Origin of the sequence: Mycobacteroides sp. CBMA 271 (assembly GCF_009729205.1) — a bacterium.
Taxonomy (GTDB): Bacteria; Actinomycetota; Actinomycetes; order Mycobacteriales; family Mycobacteriaceae; genus Mycobacterium.
On the sequence record NZ_VTHB01000007.1, the window covers coordinates 56,413 to 82,659 of the forward strand.

Annotated in this window: 26 protein-coding genes; 8 read left to right on the plus strand and 18 right to left on the minus strand. The window is 64.7% G+C overall.

Going from position 1 to position 26,247, the window contains the following annotated elements; all coding sequences use genetic code 11:
* Positions 1–75 precede the first annotated feature (75 nt).
* Positions 76–669 carry a riboflavin synthase gene (locus FZI91_RS18330; RefSeq protein WP_155940541.1) on the minus strand — a complete coding sequence of 198 codons (594 nt, stop codon included), beginning with the start codon at positions 667–669 and terminating at the stop codon, positions 76–78.
* A 30-nt stretch (positions 670–699) separates the two neighbouring features.
* Complete coding sequence (locus tag FZI91_RS18335; protein WP_155940542.1) at positions 700–1,254, minus strand: hypothetical protein; 555 nt, start codon at positions 1,252–1,254, stop codon at positions 700–702.
* Between the two features lie 443 nt (positions 1,255–1,697).
* On the opposite strand from FZI91_RS18335, the gene FZI91_RS18340 reads away from it, so the two are divergent.
* The 3 genes from FZI91_RS18340 (at position 1,698) to FZI91_RS18350 (ending at position 3,872) form a co-directional block, all read left to right on the plus strand.
* Entirely contained in the window at positions 1,698–2,375 is a 678-nt protein-coding gene (locus FZI91_RS18340; protein ID WP_155940543.1) for an MspA family porin, read from the plus strand.
* 68 nt (positions 2,376–2,443) lie between these two features.
* Positions 2,444–3,139, plus strand: a complete 696-nt coding sequence (locus FZI91_RS18345) for an MspA family porin (RefSeq protein WP_155940805.1) — start codon at positions 2,444–2,446, stop codon at positions 3,137–3,139.
* A gap of 43 nt (positions 3,140–3,182) precedes the next feature.
* Positions 3,183–3,872 carry a hypothetical protein gene (locus tag FZI91_RS18350; RefSeq protein WP_155940544.1) on the plus strand — a complete coding sequence of 230 codons (690 nt, stop codon included), beginning with the start codon at positions 3,183–3,185 and terminating at the stop codon, positions 3,870–3,872.
* 3 nt (positions 3,873–3,875) lie between these two features.
* Here FZI91_RS18350 and FZI91_RS18355 read toward each other — a convergent pair whose 3' ends face one another.
* From FZI91_RS18355 to FZI91_RS18370, 4 genes are all read right to left on the minus strand, one after another.
* Positions 3,876–4,538, minus strand: a complete 663-nt coding sequence (locus FZI91_RS18355) for a methionine ABC transporter permease (protein WP_155940545.1) — start codon at positions 4,536–4,538, stop codon at positions 3,876–3,878.
* The gene (locus FZI91_RS18360; RefSeq protein WP_162526284.1) at positions 4,535–5,560 is read right to left on the minus strand and encodes a methionine ABC transporter ATP-binding protein; all 1,026 of its coding nucleotides are present in this window, start codon (positions 5,558–5,560) and stop codon (positions 4,535–4,537) included. The genes FZI91_RS18355 and FZI91_RS18360 overlap by 4 nt, the downstream gene beginning before the upstream one ends.
* Positions 5,557–6,423 (minus strand): MetQ/NlpA family ABC transporter substrate-binding protein, encoded by an 867-nt coding sequence (locus FZI91_RS18365; protein ID WP_162526285.1) that lies wholly within the window; start codon positions 6,421–6,423, stop codon positions 5,557–5,559. The genes FZI91_RS18360 and FZI91_RS18365 overlap by 4 nt, the downstream gene beginning before the upstream one ends.
* A gap of 145 nt (positions 6,424–6,568) precedes the next feature.
* A complete protein-coding gene (locus tag FZI91_RS18370) occupies positions 6,569–7,318 on the minus strand; it encodes a hypothetical protein (RefSeq protein WP_162526334.1) in 750 nt (249 codons plus the stop codon).
* Between the two features lie 171 nt (positions 7,319–7,489).
* Between FZI91_RS18370 and FZI91_RS18375 the strand changes: the two genes are divergently transcribed.
* Positions 7,490–8,164 carry an LppX_LprAFG lipoprotein gene (locus FZI91_RS18375; RefSeq protein ID WP_155940548.1) on the plus strand — a complete coding sequence of 225 codons (675 nt, stop codon included), beginning with the start codon at positions 7,490–7,492 and terminating at the stop codon, positions 8,162–8,164.
* Complete coding sequence (locus FZI91_RS18380) at positions 8,161–9,699, plus strand: MFS transporter (protein WP_162526286.1); 1,539 nt, start codon at positions 8,161–8,163, stop codon at positions 9,697–9,699. The genes FZI91_RS18375 and FZI91_RS18380 overlap by 4 nt, the downstream gene beginning before the upstream one ends.
* On the opposite strand, the gene ribD is transcribed toward FZI91_RS18380, so the two are convergent.
* Genes ribD through fmt form a run of 4 tightly spaced genes read right to left on the minus strand, consistent with a single transcriptional unit; the run spans position 9,667 to position 13,771 of the window.
* Entirely contained in the window at positions 9,667–10,698 is a 1,032-nt protein-coding gene (gene ribD, locus FZI91_RS18385) for a bifunctional diaminohydroxyphosphoribosylaminopyrimidine deaminase/5-amino-6-(5-phosphoribosylamino)uracil reductase RibD (protein WP_155940550.1), read from the minus strand. The genes FZI91_RS18380 and ribD overlap by 33 nt on opposite strands.
* A 1-nt stretch (position 10,699) precedes the next feature.
* Positions 10,700–11,365, minus strand: coding sequence for a ribulose-phosphate 3-epimerase (gene rpe, locus FZI91_RS18390; protein ID WP_162526335.1), 666 nt, complete (start codon positions 11,363–11,365; stop codon positions 10,700–10,702).
* A gap of 40 nt (positions 11,366–11,405) precedes the next feature.
* A complete protein-coding gene (locus FZI91_RS18395) occupies positions 11,406–12,842 on the minus strand; it encodes an RsmB/NOP family class I SAM-dependent RNA methyltransferase (protein ID WP_155940552.1) in 1,437 nt (478 codons plus the stop codon).
* Positions 12,839–13,771: a methionyl-tRNA formyltransferase gene (fmt, locus tag FZI91_RS18400; protein ID WP_162526287.1), complete on the minus strand. Its 933-nt coding sequence runs from the start codon at positions 13,769–13,771 to the stop codon at positions 12,839–12,841. The genes FZI91_RS18395 and fmt overlap by 4 nt, the downstream gene beginning before the upstream one ends.
* 179 nt (positions 13,772–13,950) lie before the next feature.
* Between fmt and FZI91_RS18405 the strand changes: the two genes are divergently transcribed.
* Positions 13,951–14,517 (plus strand): TetR/AcrR family transcriptional regulator, encoded by a 567-nt coding sequence (locus tag FZI91_RS18405; protein ID WP_162526288.1) that lies wholly within the window; start codon positions 13,951–13,953, stop codon positions 14,515–14,517.
* 11 nt (positions 14,518–14,528) lie between these two features.
* On the opposite strand, the gene FZI91_RS18410 is transcribed toward FZI91_RS18405, so the two are convergent.
* The gene (locus tag FZI91_RS18410) at positions 14,529–16,541 is read right to left on the minus strand and encodes a primosomal protein N' (protein ID WP_166548263.1); all 2,013 of its coding nucleotides are present in this window, start codon (positions 16,539–16,541) and stop codon (positions 14,529–14,531) included.
* Between the two features lie 57 nt (positions 16,542–16,598).
* Between FZI91_RS18410 and FZI91_RS18415 the strand changes: the two genes are divergently transcribed.
* Positions 16,599–17,537: an alpha/beta hydrolase gene (locus FZI91_RS18415; protein ID WP_155940554.1), complete on the plus strand. Its 939-nt coding sequence runs from the start codon at positions 16,599–16,601 to the stop codon at positions 17,535–17,537.
* On the opposite strand, the gene FZI91_RS18420 is transcribed toward FZI91_RS18415, so the two are convergent.
* Genes FZI91_RS18420 through FZI91_RS18435 form a run of 4 tightly spaced genes read right to left on the minus strand, consistent with a single transcriptional unit; the run spans position 17,515 to position 22,290 of the window.
* Entirely contained in the window at positions 17,515–18,951 is a 1,437-nt protein-coding gene (locus tag FZI91_RS18420; protein ID WP_155940809.1) for an NCS1 family nucleobase:cation symporter-1, read from the minus strand. The two genes, FZI91_RS18415 and FZI91_RS18420, sit on opposite strands and share 23 nt — an antisense overlap.
* 14 nt (positions 18,952–18,965) lie before the next feature.
* The gene (locus FZI91_RS18425) at positions 18,966–19,985 is read right to left on the minus strand and encodes a TIGR03842 family LLM class F420-dependent oxidoreductase (protein ID WP_155940555.1); all 1,020 of its coding nucleotides are present in this window, start codon (positions 19,983–19,985) and stop codon (positions 18,966–18,968) included.
* Between the two features lie 25 nt (positions 19,986–20,010).
* Positions 20,011–21,432, minus strand: coding sequence for a dihydropyrimidinase (gene hydA / locus FZI91_RS18430; protein WP_155940556.1), 1,422 nt, complete (start codon positions 21,430–21,432; stop codon positions 20,011–20,013).
* Between the two features lie 9 nt (positions 21,433–21,441).
* Positions 21,442–22,290, minus strand: coding sequence for a nitrilase-related carbon-nitrogen hydrolase (locus FZI91_RS18435; protein WP_155940557.1), 849 nt, complete (start codon positions 22,288–22,290; stop codon positions 21,442–21,444).
* 119 nt (positions 22,291–22,409) lie between these two features.
* Between FZI91_RS18435 and FZI91_RS18440 the strand changes: the two genes are divergently transcribed.
* A complete protein-coding gene (locus tag FZI91_RS18440) occupies positions 22,410–23,201 on the plus strand; it encodes a 3-oxo-5-alpha-steroid 4-dehydrogenase (RefSeq protein WP_155940558.1) in 792 nt (263 codons plus the stop codon).
* Between the two features lie 96 nt (positions 23,202–23,297).
* Here FZI91_RS18440 and metK read toward each other — a convergent pair whose 3' ends face one another.
* The 3 genes from metK to rpoZ all read right to left on the minus strand — a co-directional run bounded on the left by metK (position 23,298) and on the right by rpoZ (position 26,188).
* A complete protein-coding gene (gene metK, locus FZI91_RS18445) occupies positions 23,298–24,500 on the minus strand; it encodes a methionine adenosyltransferase (protein ID WP_162526289.1) in 1,203 nt (400 codons plus the stop codon).
* A 92-nt stretch (positions 24,501–24,592) separates the two neighbouring features.
* Entirely contained in the window at positions 24,593–25,864 is a 1,272-nt protein-coding gene (gene coaBC / locus FZI91_RS18450; RefSeq protein WP_155940559.1) for a bifunctional phosphopantothenoylcysteine decarboxylase/phosphopantothenate--cysteine ligase CoaBC, read from the minus strand.
* A gap of 15 nt (positions 25,865–25,879) precedes the next feature.
* Positions 25,880–26,188, minus strand: coding sequence for a DNA-directed RNA polymerase subunit omega (gene rpoZ, locus FZI91_RS18455; RefSeq protein ID WP_375234372.1), 309 nt, complete (start codon positions 26,186–26,188; stop codon positions 25,880–25,882).
* Between the last annotated feature and the right edge of the window lie 59 nt (positions 26,189–26,247).

Below are 26,247 nucleotides of genomic sequence, written 5' to 3' on the forward strand. Positions count from 1 at the left end.
TGGGCACTTCAAGTATGAACCACCGCGAATCAATTGATTCCGGCGCTGTTCACTCAGCGGACCTAGGGACGGGACTCATCGGTGCTGAAGCAGGCGTTCGACGTACTTGGCGATGACATCCACCTCGAGATTGACCGTCGCACCTACCGGCGCGGATCCAAGCGTCGTTAGTCCCAGCGTCGTGGGGATCAGCGACACCTCGAACCAGTCTCGGCCCAGCCCCGATACCGTCAAGGAGACCCCGTCGACCGTGATCGAGCCCTTTTCGACGACATATTTGGCCACCGACTCGGGTAGCGCGACGCGCACAACCTCCCAGTTCTCGGACGGTGTGCGCGACAACACATTCCCGGTGCCGTCGACATGTCCCTGCACGATGTGCCCGCCGAGCCGGCTGTTGATCGCGGCGGCCCGCTCCAGATTGACCTTGGTACCGGTCACGATCTTGTCCAGGCTCGACCGCGACAGTGTCTCGCCCATCACGTCGGTGGTGAACACTCCGCCCGGGCGCACCTCGACCACCGTCAGGCAGACGCCGTTGACGGCGATCGAATCGCCATGTTTCGCATCCTCGACAACCAACGGGCCGAGCACGGTGAGACGGGCAGCGTCACCCAGATCTTCCCTGCCCAGAATCTCGCCGAGCTCCTCAACAATTCCGGTGAACATGGGACAAGACTAGAGCCATCCAGTCTGCACCTAGGCGTGCGTACCCGCCCGTGCGCAGGCCATCTGGGCGTTCTCGGCATCGGTATTGAGGTCGTTGGCCTTTCCGTTCACACCATCGACCGGGGCCCGGACCCCCATGAGAATCATCAACTTGTTCGCGTTCATCGCCCACGAGCGCATCGGATCGGCGATCGACGGGTCCAGATCTGGGGTACTGGCGGCCTCATTTGCAAAAGAGGCCGCCTCACGCAATGCGGTCCGGCCGGTGCCATTACTCGACGCCACGTAGACGTCGCCGTAGTTGCCCTCCATGCCCGCCAGGTTGTTGGCGAAGTCGGAGTAGTTCGTGGACGCATAGTCGAGCGCGGTCGCGAACTTCGCGCAGGCCTCGACGGCCGCCGGCGTGGCACTATCCGAGATCGCGGCGGGCGCGGACACCACAGCCGGACCGGGTGCGACAGCCGGCTGCTCCGTGGGGTCGGGCTGGTCGGGCTCCGCGTACGCCACCGGAACAACCGCCAAACCGAGGCCGAGCGCAACCAGCGTCGGCACAGCCGCCTTCCGACATAGATCTAGTGGCCTCATCGATTCCTCTCCAGCTTCTCCTGGTGCGGGTCCGGCCGTGACCGTACCCGCATTTCCGTACGACGTCGCGTCGTGACGGCACCGACACCTGATAGTGAAGTGCGGAATTGTCATGAATATGAACCGTCGCTGAACAACTGACGTACCGGATGAATTTCGACGGACCGTTGAAAAGTGTGCTGGATACCCCTACCGGGTAGGCCCAAATTATGTTGACGGTGAAGTAAAAACACCAGTGGGATTCGTCACAATCGCCGAGGCAGGAGGCATTTCGGGATTCGAATCACCGCGGTTGGAACGGTGTGTACCGACGTACGAAATGGATAGACATTGGGCGATAACTGTTGTCCGTCCATTAACCATCTCGCAACACAGCACCCCCAACATTCGCAGGGACAGCTTCCGCACAGCCATTACCACCAATCGAGAGGCGCCACCGCACCATGCTGAAAAGTCTTGTCACCCTGACTGCTGTCTGCGCGCTCGCCGCAACGGCGCCCCTCGCCCTGGCCGAACCCGGAGATGATCCGGCCCCCGTGCAGCCGGTCGCCGATGCGCCGCCTCCCCCGCCCGTCGACAATGGTGCGGTCGCCTCGGCCGAGCCGGGGACGCTCCAGACTCCCGACGGCTGGATCCTTGCGGTCGCCGCGAAGGACGAGTCGCAGCTGCCGGTCGCCCCGCTGACCACCGCGCTGTCCTCGCGTGAATATCTGGTGGGTGGCACCTTCATCGGTGCGGTCAAGGGATCCGGTAAGACGAAGCTCGCGGGTGGCACGCTGGAGTCGGGTTACCAGATCGGTTGCGGCATCACCGGCGGCCCGGTGGAGCTCATGGGCGGTGTCGGCGTGACGCCACAGATCAGCCCCACGGGAATCCCGAGCATCGGTGGCTCGATCACCGGTCAGATCAAGGTCGGCCTGAAGCCGGGCACCGTGACCATCGTTCCGGTGAACAAGAAGGCCTTCGAGGGCACCACTACTCGGACCACCATCACCGGATTCCGCATCAAGATCGACGGTTGCGTCGGCCAGTCCTTCATCCGGTCATACGCGACATTCACCAGCTCGACCGACAACACCGATGACGTGGTCACCTACATGGGTGTCACCAAGGCCGTCTGACGACGATGGATCTCACCCAGCCCGACTCTGCGTTCACCTCTAACCAGACCCCGAGAGGCGTCACCACCATGTTCAAAACTCTTGCCACTCTGACCGCCGCCTGCGCCCTCGCGGCGACGGCCCCGCTGGCACTGGCTGACCCGGAGCCCGGACCGCCCCCCGCCCCCGCTGCTGCGGACGCCCCGCCGCCACCGGTCGATGGCGTTCCCGGCCCGCCGCCGGACAACGGCGTCGTCGGCTCCGAGGAGCCCAGCGTGGTCAAGACACCTGACGGATGGGTGCTGACGGTGGGCGCCAAGGACGAGACACAGCTGGCGATCCCTCCGCTCACTACCGCGTTGTCCTCGCGCGAGTATCTGTCCGGCGGCACCTTCACCGGCACCGCCAAGGGCGGCGGCGGCAAGCTGTCGGGCGGCACCCTGGAGGCGGGCTACCAGATCGGTTGCGGCATCTCGCTGAACACCGTCAAGCTCAACGGATCGATTGGCCTTTCCTCTTCGATCGGTCAGAGCGGCCTCGGCAACATCAGCATGCCCATTCAGGGCCAGATCGAGGTGCACCCGCAGCCCGGTGAGGTCATCAACGTCTCCGTGGACAAGAAGAAGTACAAGGGCAGCGAGGTGCGTATCACTCTCAAGGACGTGCACATCAAGATCGACGGCTGCATCGGCCAGTCGTTCCTCCGCTCGTACGCGGTGCTGACTAGCTCGTCCAAGGACAACGACGATATCGTCGGCTACTACGGCGTGACGAAGACCGTCTAGTCCCGACAGTCTGACTGAGTACACCTACGGAAGAGGCGCAGCCATGCAGAACCCCGATCGTCCGTCCATCATGCAGATCGGGGTGGCTGCGGCTCTTGCCGCGGGTGTGCTTCTCGGCTCCGCGGCCACCGCAGCCGCCGAACCCGAGCCCGTGGAGCCCGGTGCGCCGGCCCCCGCTGCCGCTCCGCTTCCGCCGGGGCCTCCGGCTCCCCCGCCGCCCTCGCAGATCGGCAACCCGCTCGCCCTGACCGGAACCGAACAGGGTCCCGGTGGTCTCCCGCAGAACATGCAAATCGTGGGCAACGCGAATCTGATCGGCCAGAACGCAACACCAGCGGCCCCGGGAAGCAATGCCCCGGTCGTCACTCCCGGCACCAACGCCCTGAACAACCAGTACCTGCTACCGCAGAACCTCAAGCCCGCAGAACCAGGCAAGGGTGAGATGCGCGGCGTCCAACCCGGTGAAGAGAACGCGGATATCAGCGGAGGCGATTACCTGCACCGGCTTTGGAGTGACTACCAGGACGGCCAGCTCAAGGGCGGGTTGTTGGGTAGGCGTCCGAAGGATGAGCTGAGCCAGCCACTCCCCGACACGGCCCCGCCCCCCGGCACTCGGATTCCGGGCCTCGACTCCGACTCACAGGGCCCCGCACCCGAGCACTGGGGTCCGGAGCCCACCATGTCGCCGCCACCGCCTCCCCAGGTACCGGCCCCGCCTGCACCTGGGGCCTAGCCGCTATCTCCGAAGCGCCTTGCGCGCCAGATAGTTTCCGGCGAACTGAGCCGCCTGTACCAGCACGATGATGATGACTGTCGACACGATGGTCACCTGCCAATTGAAGCGCTGGTATCCCTGCACAATCGCGAAATCGCCGAGGCCGCCACCGCCGACCAAGCCCGCCATGGCAGACATGTCGACGATGCCGATCAGTACGAATGTGTAGCCGAGAATCAACGGCCCCAAGGCTTCTGGTACTAGTAGCGTCACGACAATGCGCAGTGGGCCAGCACCGACGGCGCGCGCAGCCTCAATAACGCCTGGGTCGATGGTCACCAGGTTCTGTTCGACGATGCGGGCGATCGCGAAGGACGCCGCGACGACCATCACGAACACCACCGCGTTGGTGCCGATCGTGGTCCCCACGACCCCTAGGGTGATCGGCCCGAGCGCGGCGATCAGCACCACGAACGGGATGGGTCGAACAATGTTCACCACGATGTTCAGCAGCGTGTGAAACACCCGGCTCTGCAGGAGCCCACCAGATCTAGTGGTGTACAACAGCATTCCCAGTCCCAGACCGATCACACCACCCGCCAGCAGCGTGAGCGTCACCATGTACACGGTGTCGCCGAAGGCCTCGAACAGCTGCGGGCGGAGACGGTCCCAGTTCGTTGTCATCGCGCCACCCGGTGAACAGTCGTCACCGCGGACAAGTCGGAGACAATCTGCGTCACGTGTCCATCGGGCCCGTCGAGTGCGAGCGTGAGGTTTCCGAAAGCGCGCGATTGCAGGGTCGCAATGCCGCCGTACACCACCTCGAAGCGGACCCCCAGTTCGGTGGCGTGCGCCAGCGCGGGGCCGATCTGCACACCCGCGCCGATCTCGACCGAAACGATACTTCCCTTGTGCTGCTGAATAATTCGGGCAATGTCCGCGGTGCCGGGGACGTTCTGCAGCACCGTGCCGACGAATCGCTTACCGGCCTCGCTTTGCGGCGCGGAGAACACGTCGAACACGCTTCCGACCTCGACGACCCTGCCCTCGGCGAGCACCGCGACACGATCGGCGACGGTACGCACCACATCCATTTCGTGGGTGATCACGACGATGGTGACCCCGAACTCGTCGTTGACGGCACGAAGCAGTTGCAGCACATCGGCGGTGGTGTCCGGGTCCAGGGCACTGGTGGCCTCATCGGCCAACAGAATCGACGGTGAAGTGGCCAACGCCCGAGCAATGCCGACGCGTTGTTTCTGCCCGCCGGAGAGCTGATCGGGATAGCTCGTCGCCTTGTCGGCCAACCCGACGAAGTCCAATAGCTCGGCCACCCGCGCGTTGCGCTTCGCGGCCGGCCATCCGGCCACCCGCAGCGGATAGGCGATGTTACCCGCCACGGTACGAGACCCGAACAGATTGAACTGCTGAAAGATCATACCGACATCGGTACGGAGACGCCGTAATTCGCTTTCCCCCAACGCATTCACCTCAGCACCGTCCACCACGATGCGCCCCGAGGTGGGCCGCTCCAACCCGTTGATGAGTCGAACCAGCGTGCTCTTACCCGCACCCGAGTAGCCGATCATCGCGAAGACTTCACCGGCGGCGATATCGAGCGACACCTCGTCGACCGCGGTGATGGTCTTCTTGCCTAACCGGAAGGTCTTGGTGACGCGTTCGAACTGGATCAGCGGCTCGGTCACTTCTCGGCACGAATCTGGTCTTGAATCCTCGCCAAAATCGCCGCGCAATCCGCGCCGCTCTTGTTCACCGTGCGCTGAGTCCCCTTACTTTCCTTGGCATATGCGTCGGTGACCGCCCGGGAATGGAACACCTCGATGAGTCTTTGGTACGTGGGGTTGTCCTTCTCCTCGGCGCGCGCGACAAGGACATTGATGTACGGCTCCGCGGCCGCACTGGCCGGATCATCGGAGTAGAGCGCACTTTTCGGATCAATATTCGATTGCGCCAAATAGGTGTTGTTGATGACGGCACCGTCGATCGAGGTGAGGGACAACGCTGTCTGAGCCGCGTCCACCAACGTGACGGTGACCCTGGAGGCACCTTTGTCGATGTCGGCGGTGCTCGGTGTCCTGCGTCCGCCCGTGAGAGCGATGAGACCGGCAGCCTTCAATACGAACAGAGCGCGCGCCTGATTCGGCGGGTCGTTGGGGATGGCGATCTGTCCACCTTGCGGGATATCCGCGATCGCCTTGTATTTCTGCGAGTACAGCCCCAGCGGCACGATGTAGGTGGCGCCAACAGGTACAAGCGTTGCATTATCGGCGACGTTGTATTCAGCCAGGAAACGCAGATGCTGAAATAAATTCACATCGATCTGCTTCTGAGTAAGGGCCACGTTAGGCTGGCTGAAGTCCGTGAAGTTGGTAGTGACGAGCGTGATTCCCGCTTTGCGCGCCTCGTCGACGAAGACGTCCCAGGACTCTTTCCCCGCCTCGCTAGTGCCAATACGCACGATGTTTCCTCCGCCATCATTGCCGGCAGAGCATGCGACACCGCCTACGACTGTCGCGAATACGGCGAGTGCAATGACAAAGCGCTTCACATCGGCCTTCCATAATTCAGCGTGATCACAATGGTTGACATTGTGCAATTACTGAGGCCTCAGCAAATTGTTTTATAGCCCCAGAACGGCGCCACAGTACCAGAATGGAAAGTGCACTGCGCCCTATGAAAAGGGCCAGCGGACGTTAGGACGCTGCGGGAGGCGCGGCAGGCGCAGGGGCGGGCGATGCGACAGGTGCAGCGGGCAGCTCGGGGCCACCGTTACCGGGGCCGGCGGCCGGAATCTGCGTTTCCAACTGCGACTGCATCTGCGCCGAGATCGCCGACCACGACATGGCCGCGGGCTTGCCTCCCCAGCGCAACGAGTAAATACCGACCAACAACGCCTGGCCGGGCTGGGTGATGGTGTACACCGGCCCACCCGAATCTCCGTGTTGCCCAGCGACATCGGCCATGGTGAACCAACCGTTGTTGACCGCGTCGACCTTGCCGCAGGTTTCCCCGGACACTGAACCCATCAAACAGACCGGCAGTCCCTGCTCGGGTCCGGCGTTCTGAGCCATCCGCAGCTGCAACCCGTTGGGCATGGTGCTGCTCAGTTCCACGCCGGCCGCGAAGGTGATGCCCTCGTAGTCCGAGACGAAGTCGCCGGGGCCGATCGACCCGCCGGTTGGCATGTTGCGACTCATCAACAGCACCTCACCGATGCGGTTTCCGCCGAGGTCGGTTACTGATCCGGTGGCATTGCAATGACCAGCCGTAAGGCCGATACGAGATGCCGGGTCGACGTAGCCAAGGGTGCAACGACTGTCCCCTTGAACAATCGACATGCCCGGGTAAGCGACGATCTTGGTGGGAGTTTCGGTGGCCGGATCGGCAGCGGAAAGCGCAGGTGAAGCAACCAGAACACCGGCAGCCGCAGCGACCGCGGCCACACTGCATGCCAGAGCTCTGCTCACGTTTTTCACCACAACCCGCCCTCGGTTGACTAGCCCGCCCTGCAAATGAGCATGGCGCCGGACTGCTGAGGTGTCAATTTGATCGCCAGCAACACCGCCGTGTCGCGAGCCTCCCAGCCGTCTGCCAGAGCCTCTACGATCGGACGCATGCGCAACCGCATCCGCCTCGCCCTTATCCCCCTCGCAGTCGCCTCCATCGCACTGGCCGGCTGCTCCAAGTCCGAAGAGACCAACACCAATCTGCCGGAAGCCGCCACACTTCTGAGCGAGTCGGCCGCCACCACCAAGACCCAGACGAGCACACATATCGTGCTCAAGGTCACGGGCGACAAGCCAACCCTCAAGCTCTCCGAGCTCACTGGCGATCTGACCACCACACCGGCAGTGGCCGCAAAGGGCACCGCGAAAACCGGCGGACTGGAGCTGCCGTTCGTCGTGGTCGACGGCGAGCTGTTCGCACAGCTCGGCAGCGCCTACACGACGATGGGACCCGTCAAGGATGTCTACGACATCGGGATCATTCTGGATCCGAACAAAGGCCTGGCCAACTTGCTGTCGAACATTAAGGATGCCAAGTCCGAGAAGACCGAGACCGTCGACGGAGTCGCTTCGGTTCTCGTGAGCGGAACGATGAACAAGGACGCCATCAACACCTTCGCGGGCTCCAAGCTCACCTCAGATATTCCGGCCAAGGCGTGGATCGCGAAAGATGGCAATCACGCGCTGACCAAGATCAGTGTCGATACGTCTCCGGGCAACACGATCGAGATGTCGTTGTCTGATTGGGGCAAGCCGGTCACAGTAGACAAGCCCGCCGCGTGACCGATACCGCCCAGGAAACCAGCCTCCCGCTGCGGCATCGCAGCATCGCAATCGGCGCCGGAAGCCTGGCGGTGCTGTTGGGTGCCCTCGACACCTACGTCGTAGTCAGCGTCATCACCGACATCATGACCACTGTCGGCATCGCGCTGAACAACATTCAGCAGGTCACTCCGATTGTCACCGGGTACCTACTGGGCTACATCGCCGCCATGCCACTGCTGGGTCAGGCCTCCGACCGATTTGGCAGGCGCCGGATCCTGCAACTGGCGCTCGTGGGTTTCGCGATCGGTTCTGTCGTCACCGCGATGTCCACCGATCTCACAATGCTGGTCACCGGCCGGGTGATCCAGGGTGTTGCCAGCGGCGCGTTGCTGCCGGTCACGCTCGCTCTCGGTGCCGATCTGTGGTCGCAACGCAACCGCGCGACGGTGCTGGGCGGGATCGGTGCCGCTCAAGAGCTGGGCAGCGTGCTGGGGCCGCTGTACGGCGTGCTCTGTGTATGGCTATTCGGCACGTGGACGAGTATCTTCTGGGTCAACGTGCCGCTCGCGATCATCGCCATCGTGCTGGTTCAGTTCAGCGTTCCTGCACATCAGCACGACCCGAACCGTCCGAAGGTGGACGTTGTCGGGGGTGCCCTTCTGGCGCTTGCTCTGGGCTTGTTGGTCGTGGGTTTGTACAGCCCGAACCCCAAGGAGTCCGCGCTACCCGAGTGGGGCCTGCCGATACTCACCGCGTCCGCGGTTGCCTTCCTGGCGTTCGTCCTGTGGGAATCGCGGGCCAGGACTCGGTTGATCAAACCCGAGGGCGTTCGGTTCGGCCCGTTCTTCGCGGCGTTGGCGGCGTCCCTGGCGGCCGGAGCCGCCCTGATGGTGACGCTTGTCAACATTGAGCTGCTGGGCCAGGGCGTGCTGCAGATGGACAAGGCCGACGCGGTGTTCCTGTTGTCCAGGTTCCTCGTCGCACTGCCCATCGGCGCGGTGGTCGGCGGCTGGCTCGCGACCCGATTCGGCGACCGGATCATCGCAGTGGTCGGCATGCTCATCGCCGCGTTTGGGTACTACCTGATCTCTGGCTGGCCGGTGGACGTACTGGCAGCCGTGCACAACTTCGGGTTCTTCACACTGCCCCGGCTGGATGTGGACTTGGTAGTGGCCGGCATCGGGCTCGGCCTGGTCATCGGTCCGCTGTCCTCCGCCGCACTACGTGTGGTACCCGCCGTGCAACATGGCATCGCCTCGGCACTCGTGGTGGTGGCCCGGATGACCGGCATGCTGATCGGTATGGCAGCACTGGGCGGCTGGGGCATTCACCGCTTCTACCAGAATTTCGACGCACTGGCCGCCAAGGAACCCAAGCCGGAGGGGAAGCCGAATCTCCTTGTACTGCAACAGCAACTCCTGAACCGGAGTATCACCGCCTACAGCGAGATGTACAGCGAGATGTTCGCAATCACGGCGATCGTCTGTGTGATCGGCGCGGTCATCGCAATATTCGTCGGTTCACACCGGAAGTCGAGGGACCAGACTCAGTAGTACGTCCGGGCCGATGCGTTCGATCTGGTCGTACTCCCAGCGCAGCGCACGTGACAGGGTGGTGACGCCCACGTCCTCCACGGCGGGGACGTTGCCACCCAACAACATCGGTGCGAGGTAGGCCAGGATCCGGTCTACCAAGCCCGCGCGCAAGAAGGCTCCGGCCAGCGTCGGCCCGCCTTCTAGGATGATGTCGGTGCGGTCCCCCAGGGCCGCGATCACCTCGGCCGGGTCGTGAGTACGGATCACCATGGTGTGCGAGTCGTCGTTCAAAACCTTTGCGTCCGAAGAGACTTCGCGCATACCAACGACGACCCGCAGGGGCTGATGCGGTAACAGCACGTTATCGGAGCTGCGCGCGGTGAGCTGCGGATCATCCGCGAATACCGTGCCGGTGCCCACCAGTACCGCATCGGCGAAGGCTCTGCGCCGATGTACGTCGGCCCGGGAGAGCTCGCTGGTGATCCATTGGCTGGTGCCATCATTCGCGGCGCTGCGGCCGTCGACGCTCGCACCGTATTTCCACGTGACATGGGGGCGTCCGGTCCGCTGTTTGTGCAGCCACTCCCGCAACGGTCCCACGCTCACCTGCTCGGCACCGATGCCGCCGATGACCTCGATACCGAGGGAGCGCAGCCGCGCCGCTCCCCCAGCCGCCTGGGGATTGGGATCGGCAACTGCGTAGACCACGCGCGAAACACCCGCCGCGGCAAGTGCATCGACACATGGCCCGGTTCTCCCCTGGTGATTACACGGCTCCAGGGTGACTACAGCGGTACCACCCGCGGCCGCGTCGCCGGCCTGCGCTAGCGCCACCACCTCGGCGTGTTCCTGCCCGGGCGGACGTGTCCCGCCCAGACCCACGACCGCTCCCGACGCGTCCAGAATCACCGCACCAACGGGCGGATTCGGATAGGTGCTGCCCTTGACCGCTTCGGCGGCACGGATCGCCACCTCCATGGCGGCGTGCAAGCCAATACGGCCCGTCGAGTCGGTCATGTCAGAGCGCCAAATGTGCTGCTGCCCTGGCTGCTTGCTCACGCAGCGCACGTACCGCGGCGTCCGGGTCCTGTGCGCCGTAAACCGCCGACCCCGCAACGAAACAGTCGACACCCGCCTCGGCGGCCTGCTCGATGGTGTCTGCGTTGATGCCGCCGTCGATCTCCACGAGCACAGTCAACTCACCGGAATCGACTAGCTTGCGGACCGCGCGCACCTTGTCTAAAACGCCAGCGATGAACGACTGTCCGCCGAATCCGGGTTCGACCGACATCACCAACAGCGTGTCAAAGTCCTTGAGTACCTCTAGATATGGATCCAACGGCGTGCCCGGCTTGATGCTGAGCCCGGCCTTGGCACCGGCGGCGCGGATGTCGCGGGCGACGGCGACGGGATTTTCGGTGGCCTCGGCGTGGAAGGTCACGTTGTGCGCACCGGCTTCCGCGTAGCCAGGTGCCCACCGATCCGGATTGTCGATCATCAGATGGCAGTCGACGGGGATGTCGGTGGCGGCTAGCAGACTGTCGACGACGGGCAGACCCAGCGTCAGGTTCGGCACGAAATGCCCGTCCATGACGTCCACATGCAACCAGTCGGCTCCCCCCACGGCCGCCATCTCCTCGGCGAGACGCGCGAAATCGGCAGAGAGGATCGACGGGGCAATCATGGGGGCGCGATGCGACATGCCCTTCAGTTTATGTGCGGCTTCATGCGTGTTTACGCAGGAGGGCAAGGAACATCGCATCGGTGCCGTGCCGGTGCGGCCACAATTGCACCGCGTCGACGTCACCGAGCCGGTCCACGCCGGGGAACAACGCTCGAGCATCCTCGGCGGTCACCGGGTGTCGCCGCACCGCATCGGCCACCACTCCCACCGTTTCGGCCAGGTGCGGCGAACAGGTGCTGTACACGACGATTCCACCCGGTCGAGTCAATTCGATGGCACTGGAAAGCAATTCGCGCTGCAGCTTGACCAGTTCCGGGATGTCGCTCGGTTGACGGCGCCACCGCGCCTCGGGGCGGCGGCGCAGCGCGCCCAGCCCGGTGCATGGTGCGTCGACGAGCACGCGATCGAAGGAGGCGGCGGGTAGCCCGCTCTCACGCCCGTCCACGGTGAGCACCGTCACCGGCAAGCCCTTGGTGGCGGTGGATACCAACTCCGCGCGATGCGGGGCGATCTCGATGCCCGTGACATGGGCACCGCGCTCGGCGGCGAGGGCCCCCAACATGGCGGTCTTGCCGCCCGGACCGGCGCACAGATCGAGCCATTGGGTATCGGTGCCATCCAACGGCGCCAGCGCCATCGCCCGTGCGACCAGCTGGCTGCCCTCGTCCTGCACCTGCGCCAGGCCGTCGCGCACAGACTCCAGCCGGCCCGGGTTCCCGCCGGATAGATACACCGCATAAGGCGAGTAGCGCCCGACGGTGCCATCCACCTCCTCTGCCAGTGTTGCGGCATCGATGCGGCCCGGACGTGCGGCGAGATGAACGATCGGGCGCTCGTCGTCGCTGGCGAGCACCTCGGCCAGCTCTGAGCCTGCCGGGCCCAGCGCATCGGAGAACGACTGCGCGATCCACCGCGGGTGAGCGGTCGCAAAGGCAAGCCGCCCGATGCGGTCCGACTCCGGCGGAGCCAACTCCTCCACCCACTCCTGCTCGTCGCGACGCGAGATGGTTCGCAGCACCGCATTCACGAAACCCGCTCTGCCCTGCTCGAATTCGACAGCCACGGCATCCACCGTGGTCGACAGCGCGGCATGTGGTTCGACGCGGGTCCGCAACAGTTGATAGGCACCCAACCGCAGCGGGTCGCGCAGCCCCTCGTCCACCTGATCAATCGAACGTCCGGCGGCCGACGCGATGACCGCATCGAGAAGACCGCTGGCCCTGCACGTTCCGTAGGTGAGCTCGGTAGCGAAGGCGGCATCGCGCCCGGAGATGCCGCGTTCACGCAACAGCGCGGGCAGCGCCAGATTGGCGTATGCGTCCTGACGCGCCACGGCGCGCAGCACGTCGAGCGCGGCCTGACGTGCGGGGTCGAGCCGCTGCCGCGGGCGTTCATTCGGGCGAGAATCGGCGCCCTGACGCGGACGTGAGTTTTGGCCGGGCCGTCCGTGTGGCTGACGGGGTTGACGTGTGGTCATCGTGCATATACCTCCGTGTCCAGCCGGGCCCCGCGAGCCCAATCCACCGCATTCATCTGCTTCTTACCTTGCGGCTGGACCTCGCCCAGCGCAATCGCCGTGGTGCCGGTGCCAACCAATACGTCACGCTTGCGCACCGCGACAGCTCCCGGCGGCAGCACGTCACCGTGCTCCTCAACGTCGAGACGCACCGGCCCGACCTTCACCCGCGTATCGCCGATGGTGGTCCAGGCGCCCGGCTCGGGGGTCATGGCCCGAACATGGCGATCGATCACGTGGGCGGGAAGCTCCCAGCTGATTCGTGCCTGCTCGACGGAGATCTTCGGGGCGGTGCTCACCCCGTCGGCCCCCTGCCGCACGGCCACCAAGGCGCCGTCCTCGATTCCGTCCATTGTCGACTCAAGGAGGCTCGCACCGGATTCAGCGAGCCGGCCCAACAACGCGCCGGCCGTATCATCGGCACCGATTCGCTCGGTGACCACACCGTAAACGGGGCCAGTGTCCAATGCGGGTTCGATGAGAAATGTTGTGGCGCCCGTGAATTCGTCACCGGCGGCAATGGACGCCTGCACCGGAGCGGCGCCGCGCCACGTGGGCAGCAGCGAAAAGTGCAAGTTCACCCAGCCGTGCCTGGGCACCGCGAGCAGCTCGGGTTTCAACAGGGCTCCATAGGCGACCACAGCACAGCACTCGGGAGCCAGTTCCGCGAGTTCGCCGATGAATTCGGGTTCATTGGGGCGCGCCGGCGTGAGCACCGGCAGACCCTGTTCACGAGCGAGCTCGGCCACCGGCGAGGCGGCCGACACTCGCCCTCTCCCCGCCCGGGCGTCGGGCCGCGTCACCACCGCAACCACCTCATGACGGGATGCCAACAACCTTCGCAGGGACGGCACCGCCGGGGCCGGTGTACCGGCGAACACTATGCGCACCGATCCAGTCTAGGAAGAGGGTGCCGCTTACCTCGAATCCCGGCAGCATCGGGGCACGGCCGGTCGGGCACCAGGGTTCGCCGAGGATAGCGAAACCAAGTCTGGATACCTCCGATACCATGATCACGATGGCTACCAGAGGACGAGGCCGGCCGAGTGGCGCGCCCTATGATCGAAAATTGCGGGCAGAAACCCTGCTCGACGCCGCCGAGCGCGCGATCCGTACGAGCGGGGGAACAGTCTCGATCGCGGACGTGGCGAGGGAGGCCGGGTTCGCCCGGTCCGCGTGCTACGCGGTATTTCCCACCAAGGCAGATCTGCTGCGCGCATTGAGCCGGCGCCATGCCGACCGCGTGATCACCGGGTCTTGGCAAGAGGGCATGGTGGGTAAACCACGCGATCAGCTGCGAGCATTCGCCAACTTGGTCATCGATTGGATCACCGCAGAGCCTGATCTCTACATCGCGCTGGATCGCGATCTGACCGCCAAGGAGCGCCTGGACCACGGGATTTTCGATCTCCTAGCGGAAGTAACCGAAGAACACCTGCGCGCCATGGTTCCGGACGATCGGATGAAGCAGATAGCACCCATCTGGTCGCGTCTGGCGACCGGTGGCGTCCTCATGGTGATTAATTGGTGGAGCAGTACTCGCAACATCACCCGCGAGGAGCTCGTCGGCTACATCGTGGAGTCCTTTGCAACGGGCATCGCCAGCGTGCCGCGTTTTGCCACCGCAAATAGTTGAAATTCGCCGGATCAACCCACGTGCAGCGGGTCGATCTGAACCCTGACGGGTTCGGAGTCACGACGGGCGCTCAACGTCGCCACGCCCCGGCGCAAAGCCGCGGCCATCTCCAGCCCCGCCGAGCGCTCTACCCGGACAAGCATGCGCACCACGTCCACACCATCGGGTATCCCGGCCGGGCGGCGCGCTCCGACCGGCAGGTCGACAGGGCCCAACAACTCGGCACCCGCCGGGAGGTCCGCGGCGTCGACGAGGGCGCTCACCGCCAGGGCGGGCCCATCGATGGCCGCGATGTGTACCTGAGGAGGCAGCCCGACCTCCGCCCGCGCGGCCAGTTCGGTGGCGGCGTGCCCCACCGGATCCCAGCGGATGAGAGCCTGCACCGTGGGCAGCGCGGCGTCGGCGACGACAACGACCGATCCGCCCTCGTCCCGCCCGCGAACCAATGACGCGGCCGCCATCCACTTCCGGAGGGTGTCCTCCGCGGCACGCAGGTCCTGACGGCCGAGTAGCGCCCAGGCGTCCAACAGCACCGCTGCACCATATCCATTGGGCGTCAAGGGTTCCGCTCCCGGCGTACACACCACCAATGTGGGCGGTCCGGACACGACCGAGCGCACCTCGCCGCCCCCGGAAGTCACCACCGGAAACCCGGGTAGCGCTCGGCCCAGCTCCTCGGCCGTCCGACGGGCGCCCACCACCACCGCGCGCACCGCATTGGACCCGCACCGGGAGCAGCGCAGGTCCGCGTCGACGCGACCGCACCAGCGACAACTGGGGCTCAAGAGATTCGAGGTCCCGCCTGGGCCTTCCAATGCCAGCGGGCCGGTGCAGTGTCGACACCGCGCCACCGTCCGACATTTTGTGCAGGCCAATGCCGGCACGTATCCCCGGCGGGGCACCTGCACCAGGACCGAGTGCCCACGCTTCAAGGCATCCCGGGCCGCGGTTAAGGCAACGATGGGGATGCGCGCCGATCGCGCTGCCGGATCACGTTCTTGCGCATATCCGCTGTCATCGAGAGCACTGATCCGCGCGGCAGCCTTACGCACCACCGAGCGGGCCGCAACCAGGTCATGGGCCCAGCCACTCTCGACGAGGGCCTGCGCCTCGGCGGTACGCGCGTATCCGCCGATTACCGCGGCGCAGCGCAGCTGATGGGCGCGCAGCATCGCGACCTCACGGGCGTGCGGATACGGGGAGCGCGGTTCGGCGAGGTTGTCATCGCCGTCGTCCCACACCATCACTAGCCCCAAATCGGCTACCGGCGCGAACACGGCGGCCCTGGTACCGATCACTACGGTCGCCTCGCCGCGCAGGATCGCCAGCCACCGTCGGTACCGCTCGGCAGGACCGAGCTCCGCCGACAGTGCGATAACACGCTCCGTACCTAGGTGTTTCACGAACTCTGCGGCCAGCACATCGATATCGCGCTGGTCCGGAACGACGGCGAGCACTCCCCTGCCGGTGCCGGCGGTCGCCACCGCGGCCTCGGCCAAGCGGGTCGTCCAGTCCTCGCCGGACAACGCCTGCCACACCGCACGCGCGGCCCGCCCCTGCGAGAGGGCCTCCAGGAAACGTTCGCCGCGCTGATATCGCGCCCAGCCCGTGGCGTCGGGCGCCGGGACTTCGACGCCATCGGCCGCCTGACGCGTTTCACGCTCCGCGCGCGCATGACGGGGCGGAAGAGCCAACCGCAGCACGTCCACCCTGGTTCCCGCGTAACGGGCGGCCACGGCGTCAACTAATCTGCGCACATCCGGCGTCAAGACCCGCGTGGGAGACACGACTCGGTCCAGCCATCCAAGCTTGCCCGGGTGATCGCTCTCCGAGCGCCGTTCCAGCAGGATCGCATCCACCAGCCGACCGTGGAATCGCACCCGTACACGCACTCCGGGCTGGGCGTCATCGGATTGCTCCGCAGACACGAGGTAGTCGAACTCACGATCCAGATGGGGCACGGTGAGCAGCGGCAGCACCCGTGCCACCGGCTCATGCTCGGCCACCACCCGCGTCGCAGTCACCTGGTCGTTCTAGCAGACGTGCCCGACGCGCAGGTCAGCACCCGATACAGTGACGTCATGACCGCCATCGAAACCGGCATCGACCCGATCATCCTGAAGATCCTGGAAGCTGTTCCCATTCAGCTCGTTTCGCCGGACGGGCCACAGGCTTCGCGGGACGCCTATCGGGCGATTGCCACCGCACGCCCGCCGTGGATCGAGGTGGCCAAGGTCGAGGACCGCACCATCCCGGGACCCGCCGGCGAGATACCGGTGCGCATCTACTCACCGTCCACCGACGGGGTGCACCCGGTGTTCGTGCTGATCCACGGAGGCGGCTGGGTGATCGGCGACCTGGATACTCACGACGCGGTCGGCCGCGCCGCGGCGGTTCAGGCAGACGCCGTGGTGGTGTCTGTGGACTATCGGCTGGCACCGGAACATCCCTACCCTGCCGCCGTCGAAGACTGCTGGGCCGCCCTGCAGTGGGTCCATGAGCATGCCGCCGAGATAGGTGGCGACCCGAGCCGCCTTGCCGTGGGCGGCGATTCGGCGGGCGGCAACCTGTCGGCGGTCTTGGCTCTGCTGGCTCGCGATAATGGCATTCCGCTGGCCTTCCAGCTGCTGTGGTACCCGGCCACCACCTTCGATACGACACTGCCGTCGATGGTCGAGAACGCCGAGGCGCCGGTGCTCGACGTCAAGGCCGTCGCGGGACTGAGTCGGTGGTATCTCGGGGACACCAATCCCGCGACCGCGGGTCCGACGCTGGTTCCGGCCCGCGCCGAGAGCTTCGAGGGGCTGGCCCCAGCGTTCATCGGCACGGCACAGTTCGATCCGCTGCGCGATGATGGTGCCGTCTACGCAGAGCTGCTGCGAGGCGCCGGCGTGCCGGTGGAACTGCACAATGCACCGACGATGATCCACGGCTATCTCGGCTACGCGGATATCGTGCCCGCAGCCACCGAGGAGCGCGACCGCTCGCTGGCAGCGCTCAAGAAGGCTCTACACAACTAGCCCCGCGCAGGCGCGGACTCAGCACGTACATGAATGTGCCGCCCAGCAGAGCCCCGACCGGCCACGACAGCGCGGTCATGCTCTGCGCCCGGGGAACGAGCGCGATGGCAACCGCCACCGCCCCGGAGAGACCCAGCGCGATCAGTGCCGCCGGGTTGAACCCGCGGCTGTAGTAGTAGGCACCGTCAGTGGATTCGGAGTACAAGTCGGGCATGTGTGTGCGCTGGCGCCGCAGCAGGTAATAGTCCACGATGAGGATCCCGAACACCGGCCCCATCAGCGCTCCCACCCCACCGAGGAAGTACACGATGGCGGCCTCGTTCCCCCAGATCTTCCAGGGCAGCACCATGACCGACAGGACCGCGGTGATGATGCCTCCGGTGCGAAATGAGATGTACTTCGGCGCGACGTTGGAGATGTCGTAGGACGGGGACACGAAGTTGAGCACCACATTGATGCCCACGGTGGCGACGGCGAAGAGGATCGCCGCGACTATCACGATGGCATCGGAATCAATATCAGCGACAAGCTTCACCGGATCCGTCATCGCGCTGCCGTACTTCTTCAGCGCGGCGAGCGATATGACGATCGAAATCACCACGAAGGCGGTCTCGTTGAGTGGGATGCCCAATGCGTTTCCGCGCAGGATCGTCTGCCTGCTCGGCGCGAAGCGCGCGAAGTCCGCGTAATTGACCAGAGGGCCGGCCATGAAGGCGACCATCAAGAACGCCACCCCCGTGAATGCCAGCACCGTGGCGCCCGGCGTCAGCGGGGCCCCCACGCGAGCGCCGAAGTCGATGCTCCACCCCACACTGGCCAGCATCCAGATCGCCAAAGCGATCATCCCGATCCAGACAACCGGGCCTGCGATATCGGATGCCCTGCGCACGATCTCCATGCCGTAGTTGAGGATCAGCAGCTGGATGGTCCACAACGCGAGGAATGCGCCCCATCCCAGGGCATGCAGGCCCAGGAAGGTCGGTTCGGTCCACGGGCGCAATCCCGGATCCAGTCGCAGCAGCAGCACGACGACCGCCGTTGACGCCAGATAGGTTTGGATTCCGTACCAGAAGATCGCGACCAACCCACGCAACAGTGCCGGGACGTTGGCACCGAACACCCCAAATGTGGCCCGCGCGAATACCGGGAAGGGCACTCCCAGCCGCTGTCCGGCGATACCGATGAGGTTGCTCCCGAACCAGAGCAGTAGAACCCCGGTGAACAATGCGAGCATGGTCTGCCAGCCGGTCAGGCCCAATGCCAGCATCCCGACTGCGAGTCCGTAACTGCCGAGACTGTGCGCCGACGTCATCCAGAGACAGAAGAGGTCCCAGGTGCGCCAGGTGGCCTGCGCCTCCGTGGTAGGCGCCAGGTCCTTGTTGCTCAATCTGCCCGACACCACGGCCGGGTTCATCGCATCTACCACCGCTAGCCGCTCTTCGCCGTGATGTGTTGCGACAGTGCGGGAATCACCGCTTCCCCGTAGACCTGCAGCGTCTCCTCCTTGTTGTCGTGCTGCAGATATCCCGCGAATTGATCCACCCCCAGCGCCTTCAATTCCGACAGCTTCGCGATGTGATCCTCGACCGCACCCAGCACGCAGAACCGATCCACGATGTCATCGCTCACGAACTCCGCGTGCGTGTTCCCTGCCCGGCCGTGCTGGTTGTAGTCATATCCCTGGCGTCCGTCGATGTAGTCGGTAAGGGATTGCGGCACTTGACCACTGGTGCCATACCTAGCCACGATATCGGCGACATGATTGCCCACCATCCCGCCGAACCACCGGCATTGGTCGCGCATATGAGCCCAGTCCGACCCCACATACATGGGTGCGGCCACACAGATCCGCACCTCTGCGGGATCGCGTCCGGCGGCTACGGCCGCATCTCGCACCGCACCGATCATCCAGCGCGCGATGTCGATATCGGCGAGCTGCAAGATGAACCCGTCGGCGACCTCACCGGCCAGGGCGAGAGCCTTAGGACCGTACGCCGCTACCCATACCTCCAGCCTGGAGCCTCGACTCCAAGGGAATTGCACAGTGGCACCGTGGTATTCGACAGGTCGCGAGTTCGCGAGCTCTCTGATGACGTGAATGGATTCGCGCAGCGCCGAGAGGGTCGTCGGCGCCCCGCCGGTCACCCGGACCGCCGAATCGCCCCTGCCGATGCCGCAGATGGTGCGGTTGCCGTACATATCGTTCAGGGTCGCGTACAGCGACGCCGTGACGGTCCAGTCCCGTGTCGCCGGATTGGTGACCATGGGCCCCACGACAATTCGTGTCGTCTCGTGCAGGATTTGGCTGTAGAGCACGTAGGGTTCCTGCCACAGTAGGTGTGAATCGAAGGTCCATACATGGCCGAAACCATGGGCCTCGGCGAGTTTCGCCAGCTGCACGGTGCGCGCCGCGGGTGGGTCACATTGCAGGACGACTCCGAAATCCATCGGGGACCCTCTCTATCGACCAGCCTCAGATGAGGTATTGACACAGACCACGGCGCAGGAACGCGCCATCACCCTTACTGCCGAGATACTCGTCGCCGTCGACGATCACCTTTCCGCGGGAGAGCACGGTATCGACGTGTCCGTCGATCTCGTATCCCTCCCATGCCGAGTGGTCCATGTTCATGTGATGGGTCTTGCCTAACCCGATCGAGGTGTGCCCGTGGGGGTTATAGATGACGATGTCCGCATCGGCCCCGGGGGCGATCACTCCCTTGCGCCCGTATAGGCCGAACATGCGGGCCGGAGTCGTCGAGGTGATCTCGACCCATCGCTCAACGGTGATGTGGCCGTCCACGACCCCCTGGTACAGCAGGTCCATCCGATGCTCGATCGTGCCGATCCCGTTGGGAATCTTGGAGAAATCGCCGATGCCCATGTCCTTCTGCCCCTTCATACAGAACGGGCAGTGGTCGGTCGACACCATCTGGATGTCGTTGGTACGCAAAGCGCGCCACATCTCATCCTGGTGCTGTTCGCGCTTGGACCGCAGCGGTGTCGAACAGACCCACTTGGCCCCCTCGAAGCCGGGCGCACCCAGGTTGTCCTCAAGGGACAGGTACAGATATTGCGGACAGGTCTCCCCGTACACGTTCTGGCCGGCGTCACGGGCGGCGGCCAACTGTGCGACAGCCTGTTTCGCCGAGACGTGCACGATGTACAGCGGCGCACCCGTCAGGTTGGACAGCATGATGGCGCGGTGGGTGGCCTCCTCCTCCAGCTGCCAGGCTCGGGCAATGCCGTGGTAATAGGGCTCCGTCTTACCCGCCGCCAGCAGCTGAGACACCAAAACATCAATGGCAGGGCCATTTTCGGCATGCATCATGGTCATCAGCCCGGTATCGGCGCCCACCTGCATGGCCCGCAGTATCTGTGCGTCGTCGCTGTAAAAGACCCCTGGGTATGCCATGAACATCTTGTAGCTAGTGATGCCCTCATCGGCCAGACTGCGCAGCGCCGCCAGCGAGGCATCGTTGACATCTCCCACAATCTGATGGAAGGAGTAGTCGACCGCACACTGACCCGCCGCCATTTCATGCCACGTCTGCAGTGAATCCTGCAGCTGCTCACCAAATTTCTGCACCGCGAAATCGATGATGGTGGTGGTGCCGCCCCAGGCGGCGGCGCGCGTCCCGGTCTCGAAGTCGTCAGACGCGGTCGTGCCGCCGAAGGGCATTGACATGTGAGTGTGCGCGTCGATGCCGCCCGGGATGACGTACTTGCCCGCGGCCTCGATCACCGTGTCGACGGCGTTGGGCAGATCTACTCCTAGCAGCGTGCTGTCGGGTAGCAGCACCGCCGCGATCTTCTCGCCCTCGACCAGGACATCTGCGTCGCCGCGCCCGGTCGCCGTGACCACGGTGCCGCCTCGAATAAGTGTCGTCGCCATCGACAGCTCCTACGGTTCGACGATCGAGCCGTAGGTATCGGGCCTGCGGTCCCGGTAGAACTGCCAGTCGCCCCGCACTTCGCGAACCACCGACAGGTCGAGGTCCCGTATCACGATCTCTTCGTTGCTCTCGGAGGCGATCTCGCCGACATAGTTGCCTCGCGGGTCGACGAAGTAGGAGCTGCCGTAGAACGTCACGGCCTGGTCGCCGAATTCGTCGCTCTCCGTGCCTACCCTGTTGTTGGCCCCGACGAAATACTGGTTGGCCGCCGCCGCCGCGGGCTGCTCCAATTCCCAAAGCCTGTTGGACAGACCGGGTTTGGTGGCCGAAGGATTGAAGACCAACTCTGCTCCCGCGAGCCCGTAATTGCGCCAACCCTCGGGGAAATGCCGGTCGTAACAGATGTAGACGCCGATCTTGCCGACCGCCGTGTCGAACACCGGATACCCGAGATTGCCGGGCCTGAAGTAGAACTTTTCCCAGAACCGGTCGAGGTGCGGTATGTGATGCTTGCGGTACTTGCCCAGGTAAGTGCCGTCGGCATCGATGACCGCCGCGGTGTTGTAGAGAACGCCCGGCCGCTCCTCCTCGTACACCGGTAGCACCATGACCATGCGATGTTCTCTGGCGAGCGCCGCGAATCGGTCGGTGACCGGGCCGGGCACGGATTCGGCGTAGCCGTAGTACTTCTTGTCCTGAACGATGCCGAAGTAGGGTCCGTAGAACAGCTCCTGGAAGCAGATCACCTGTGCGCCCCGGGACGCCGCCTCGACGACAAAACCCTCGTGCTTGGCGAGCATGGATTCCTTGTCGCCAGCCCAAGTCGCTTGCGTCAGTGCGGCTCTGATGACCGTCATTGACAGACTCTATGCGCACCGCGCTCCGCGCGCGCGCCAATCAACCCAACAGCCGAACCGCCCTGACCACCTGCGCCGGACTCTCGCCCGGGCGCGGTAGAACACGTTACAGTTCTGCGATGCACTGGTACACCGGTAATACCGTCTACGACAGCGTGCTCACCGCGGCCTTCGGCTTCGCCGCCTTCGTGATTATCGGCAGTCTCTTCGCGCAGAGTTCATACGGTCGCTTCTCGACGACGAAGCTCGGACTCAATCTGAATCCCAAGCTCGGTTGGTGGCTGATGGAGATTCCCGCGACCGTGGTGTTTCTGGTCTGCTACCTGAGCGGCCCGACCCGCTTCGAACCGACATCGCTGGTTCTCGCCGGGATTTGGCTGCTGCACTACGCCAACCGCGGCTGGTTCTTCCCGCTTGCCATCCGCCAGATGCCCGGCAAGCGCAGCTCCTTCAACGTGTCGGTTGTCGTGATGGGCATGCTGGTGACATCGATGCACGGATATCTCAACGGGACCCTGTTCAGTCACGATTTCTTCGGGCAGTACAGCACTGCGTGGCTGCGAGACCCGCGATTTCTGATGGGCCTGGCCCTCTACCTGTGCGGGTTCGCGCTGCTGCTCAGCTCCGAGTCGATCGTGCGGAACTTGCGGGACAGAAAGGACCCCGGTGCCGCCGAGTACCGCATCCCCTTTGGCGGCGGGTTTCGATTCGTCACCAGCCCGGCGTACCTCGGCGAGCTCATCGCCTGGTCGGGTTTCGCCCTATTGACGTGGGCCCTGCCCGGTGTCGTCATCCTGCTGATCACCGCGGGCAATCTGATCCCGCGCGCCCTGGCCACCCATCGCTGGTATCGAGAGAAGTTCACCGACTACCCGACAAATCGAAAAGCACTAATCCCCGGCGTCATCTGACGCACGTCCCAGCGGTCGCCGAGTGTGAGCGCCAGTGCGACAAAAATGCCGAGTGTGAGCAGTAGCGCTCACACTCGGCATTTTGGACAGCAGTGACTAGATGGCGGCCTTGAGGGCGTCCACCCGATCGGTGCGCTCCCACGGCAGGTCGATGTCGGTACGCCCGAAGTGGCCGTAGGCGGCGGTCTGTGCGTAGATCGGCCGCAACAGATCCAGGTCGCGGATGATGGCACCCGGGCGCAGGTCGAACACCTCGTCGATGGCCTTCTCAATCTTGACCTGATCGACCGTATTCGTGCCAAAGGTGTCCACGAACAGGCCCACCGGCGCCGCCTTGCCGATCGCGTAGGCGATCTGTACCTCAACGCGGTCGGCCAAACCTGCGGCCACCACGTTCTTGGCCACCCATCGCATCGCATACGCGGCGCTGCGGTCCACCTTTGACGGATCCTTGCCGGAGAACGCGCCACCGCCATGACGGGCCCAGCCGCCGTAAGTGTCGACGATGATCTTGCGACCGGTCAGGCCGGCGTCACCCATCGGGCCACCCAACACGAACTTGCCCGTCGGGTTGACCAGCAGCCGGTAGTCAGAGATATCCAGCGAGTCCTGGCCCAGCTCGTCGAGAACGGTATTGACGACCTTCTCGCGGATATCCGGGGTCAGCAGGTTGTCCAGGTCGATATCGGCGGCGTGCTGCGTAGAGAGCACCACCGTGTCGAGCCGCACGGCCTTGTATCCGTCGTACTCGATGGTGACCTGGGTCTTACCGTCCGGACGCAGGTACGGCAACAGGCCTTCCTTGCGGACCTCGGTCAGACGGCGTGCCAGCCGGTGCGCCAACGCGATGGGCAGCGGCATCAGCTCGGGAGTGTCATTGATGGCGTACCCGAACATCAAACCCTGATCGCCGGCGCCCTGGGCATCCAGCGGATCGGCGGCGCCCTCGACACGCGCCTCGTGGGCGGTGTCGACGCCCTGCGCGATATCGGGCGACTGGGCGCCGATGGCGATGTTCACACCGCAGGAATGCCCGTCGAAACCCTTGGAGGACGAGTCGTAGCCGATCTCCAGCACACGATCACGCACGATTTTGGGGATGTCGGCGTACGCGGAGGTGGTGACCTCACCGGCGACATGTACCTGGCCGGTGGTCACTAGCGTCTCCACCGCGACCCGGGACTTAGGGTCCTGTGCGAGCAGCGCGTCGAGAATCGAATCGCTGATGGCATCACAGATCTTGTCCGGGTGCCCCTCGGTCACCGATTCACTGGTGAATAGCCGTCCAGCTGAGCTCACAGCGCAGCCCCTTTCAGATCTATTTCGGATCGTTTCGATACCTAAACATTATGGCCGACGGCCAAGACCGATGCCATACCCGCTTGTCAGGCTCACTGACAAAGCTCGGCGACCGCATCCACAATACGGCTTGCCATCAGAACTTTGGTGCCGTGCTCCAGGACAACCTCAGCGACCTCGCCGCCGCTTTGAGCCGACAGCAGCCAACCGTCATTGCTGTCCACCTCGAAGGCACGCCCCTCGCCAACGGCGTTGACTACCAACAGATCACAGCCCTTGCGCTGCAGCTTGGCGCGCGCATGGAAGAGCACATCGCCATTGGCATCACCGGTTTCGGCGGCGAACCCGACGATGGCCCGCATCTTGGGCAGCTGTCCATCGGTGCGGGCACGCACCACGCCTGCCAGCACGTCGGCATTGCGCAGCAATTCGATGGGTGCGTCAACGGGGTTTTCACCGTTAGCGGTGTGACTCTTTTTGATCTTGTTGGTCGCAACGTGCGCCGGACGGAAATCGGCCACGGCGGCCGCCATGATGAGCGCTTCCGCGGCCGGTGCGTGTTTGGTGACCGCGTCCTGCAGCTGCGCCGCGGAGCTGATGTGCACCACCTCGACGCCGGCCGGGTCGGGGAGGCCGACGGTATGAGCGGCGATGAGCGTGACTTCCGCGCCGCGCTGCGCGGCCACCCGGGCGATCGCGTATCCCTGCTTACCGGAGCTGCGGTTCCCGATGAAACGCACCGGATCCAGGGGCTCACGGGTACCGCCGGCGGTCACCAGGACGCGCACCCCGGCCAAATCGTGCGGCAGCGCGTCGGCGCGCGCCAGGAGCAGCTGAGCCAGGGTGGTGATTTCCTCGGCCTCGGGTAGTCGTCCTGGGCCGGTGTCGGCACCGGTGAGGCGGCCGGAGGCGGGCTCTAAGACAACAGCGCCACGGCTCCGTAATGTCGCCACATTGTGCTGGGTAGCCGGGTGCAGCCACATTTCCGTGTGCATCGCGGGGGCGAAGAGGACCGGACAACGCGCGGTCAACAGCGTCGCGGTCAGCAGGTCATCGGCGCGCCCGGCGGCGGCACGGGCCAGCAAGTCTGCGGTGGCCGGCGCCACAACCACAAGGTCCGCATCCTGGCCCAGCCGCACGTGCGGGACCGCGGGGACATCGTCGAACACTCCGGTCCGGGCGGGCTCGCCCGAGAGCGCCTCGAACGTCGCGGCGCCCACAAACTGCAATGCCGATTCGGTGGGGATGACCCGGACGCTATGTCCGGCCTCGGCGAGCTGCCGCACCACGGTGCAGGCCTTGTAGGCGGCTATTCCTCCGCCCACTCCGACGATGACGCGCTTCTGATCCGATGCGACGGCCATGACGGACTCGGGCTTCTACTCGCCTTCGGTGTGCTCGAGCAGATCGCCGTGGATCTCGCGCATCGCGATCGACAGCGGCTTCTCCTGCAGACCCGGCTCGACCAGCGGTCCCACGTACTCGAGGATGCCGTCGCCGAGCTGGTTGTAGTAGTCGTTGATCTGGCGGGCACGCTTGGCTGCGTAGATCACCAGCGCGTACTTGCTCGATGCCCGCGCCAACAGCTCATCGATCGGCGGGTTGGTGATACCCAGCGGCGTGTCGAGCGCAGCGTCGTAGCTTTCGGTGCCCGGTTCAACGATGACGTCGGTCTGGGAGGTGCTCACTAAGAAATCTCCTGGATAGGTATGTGGCGCTGAAGACGGCGGCGAAGGTTTCGCAATGC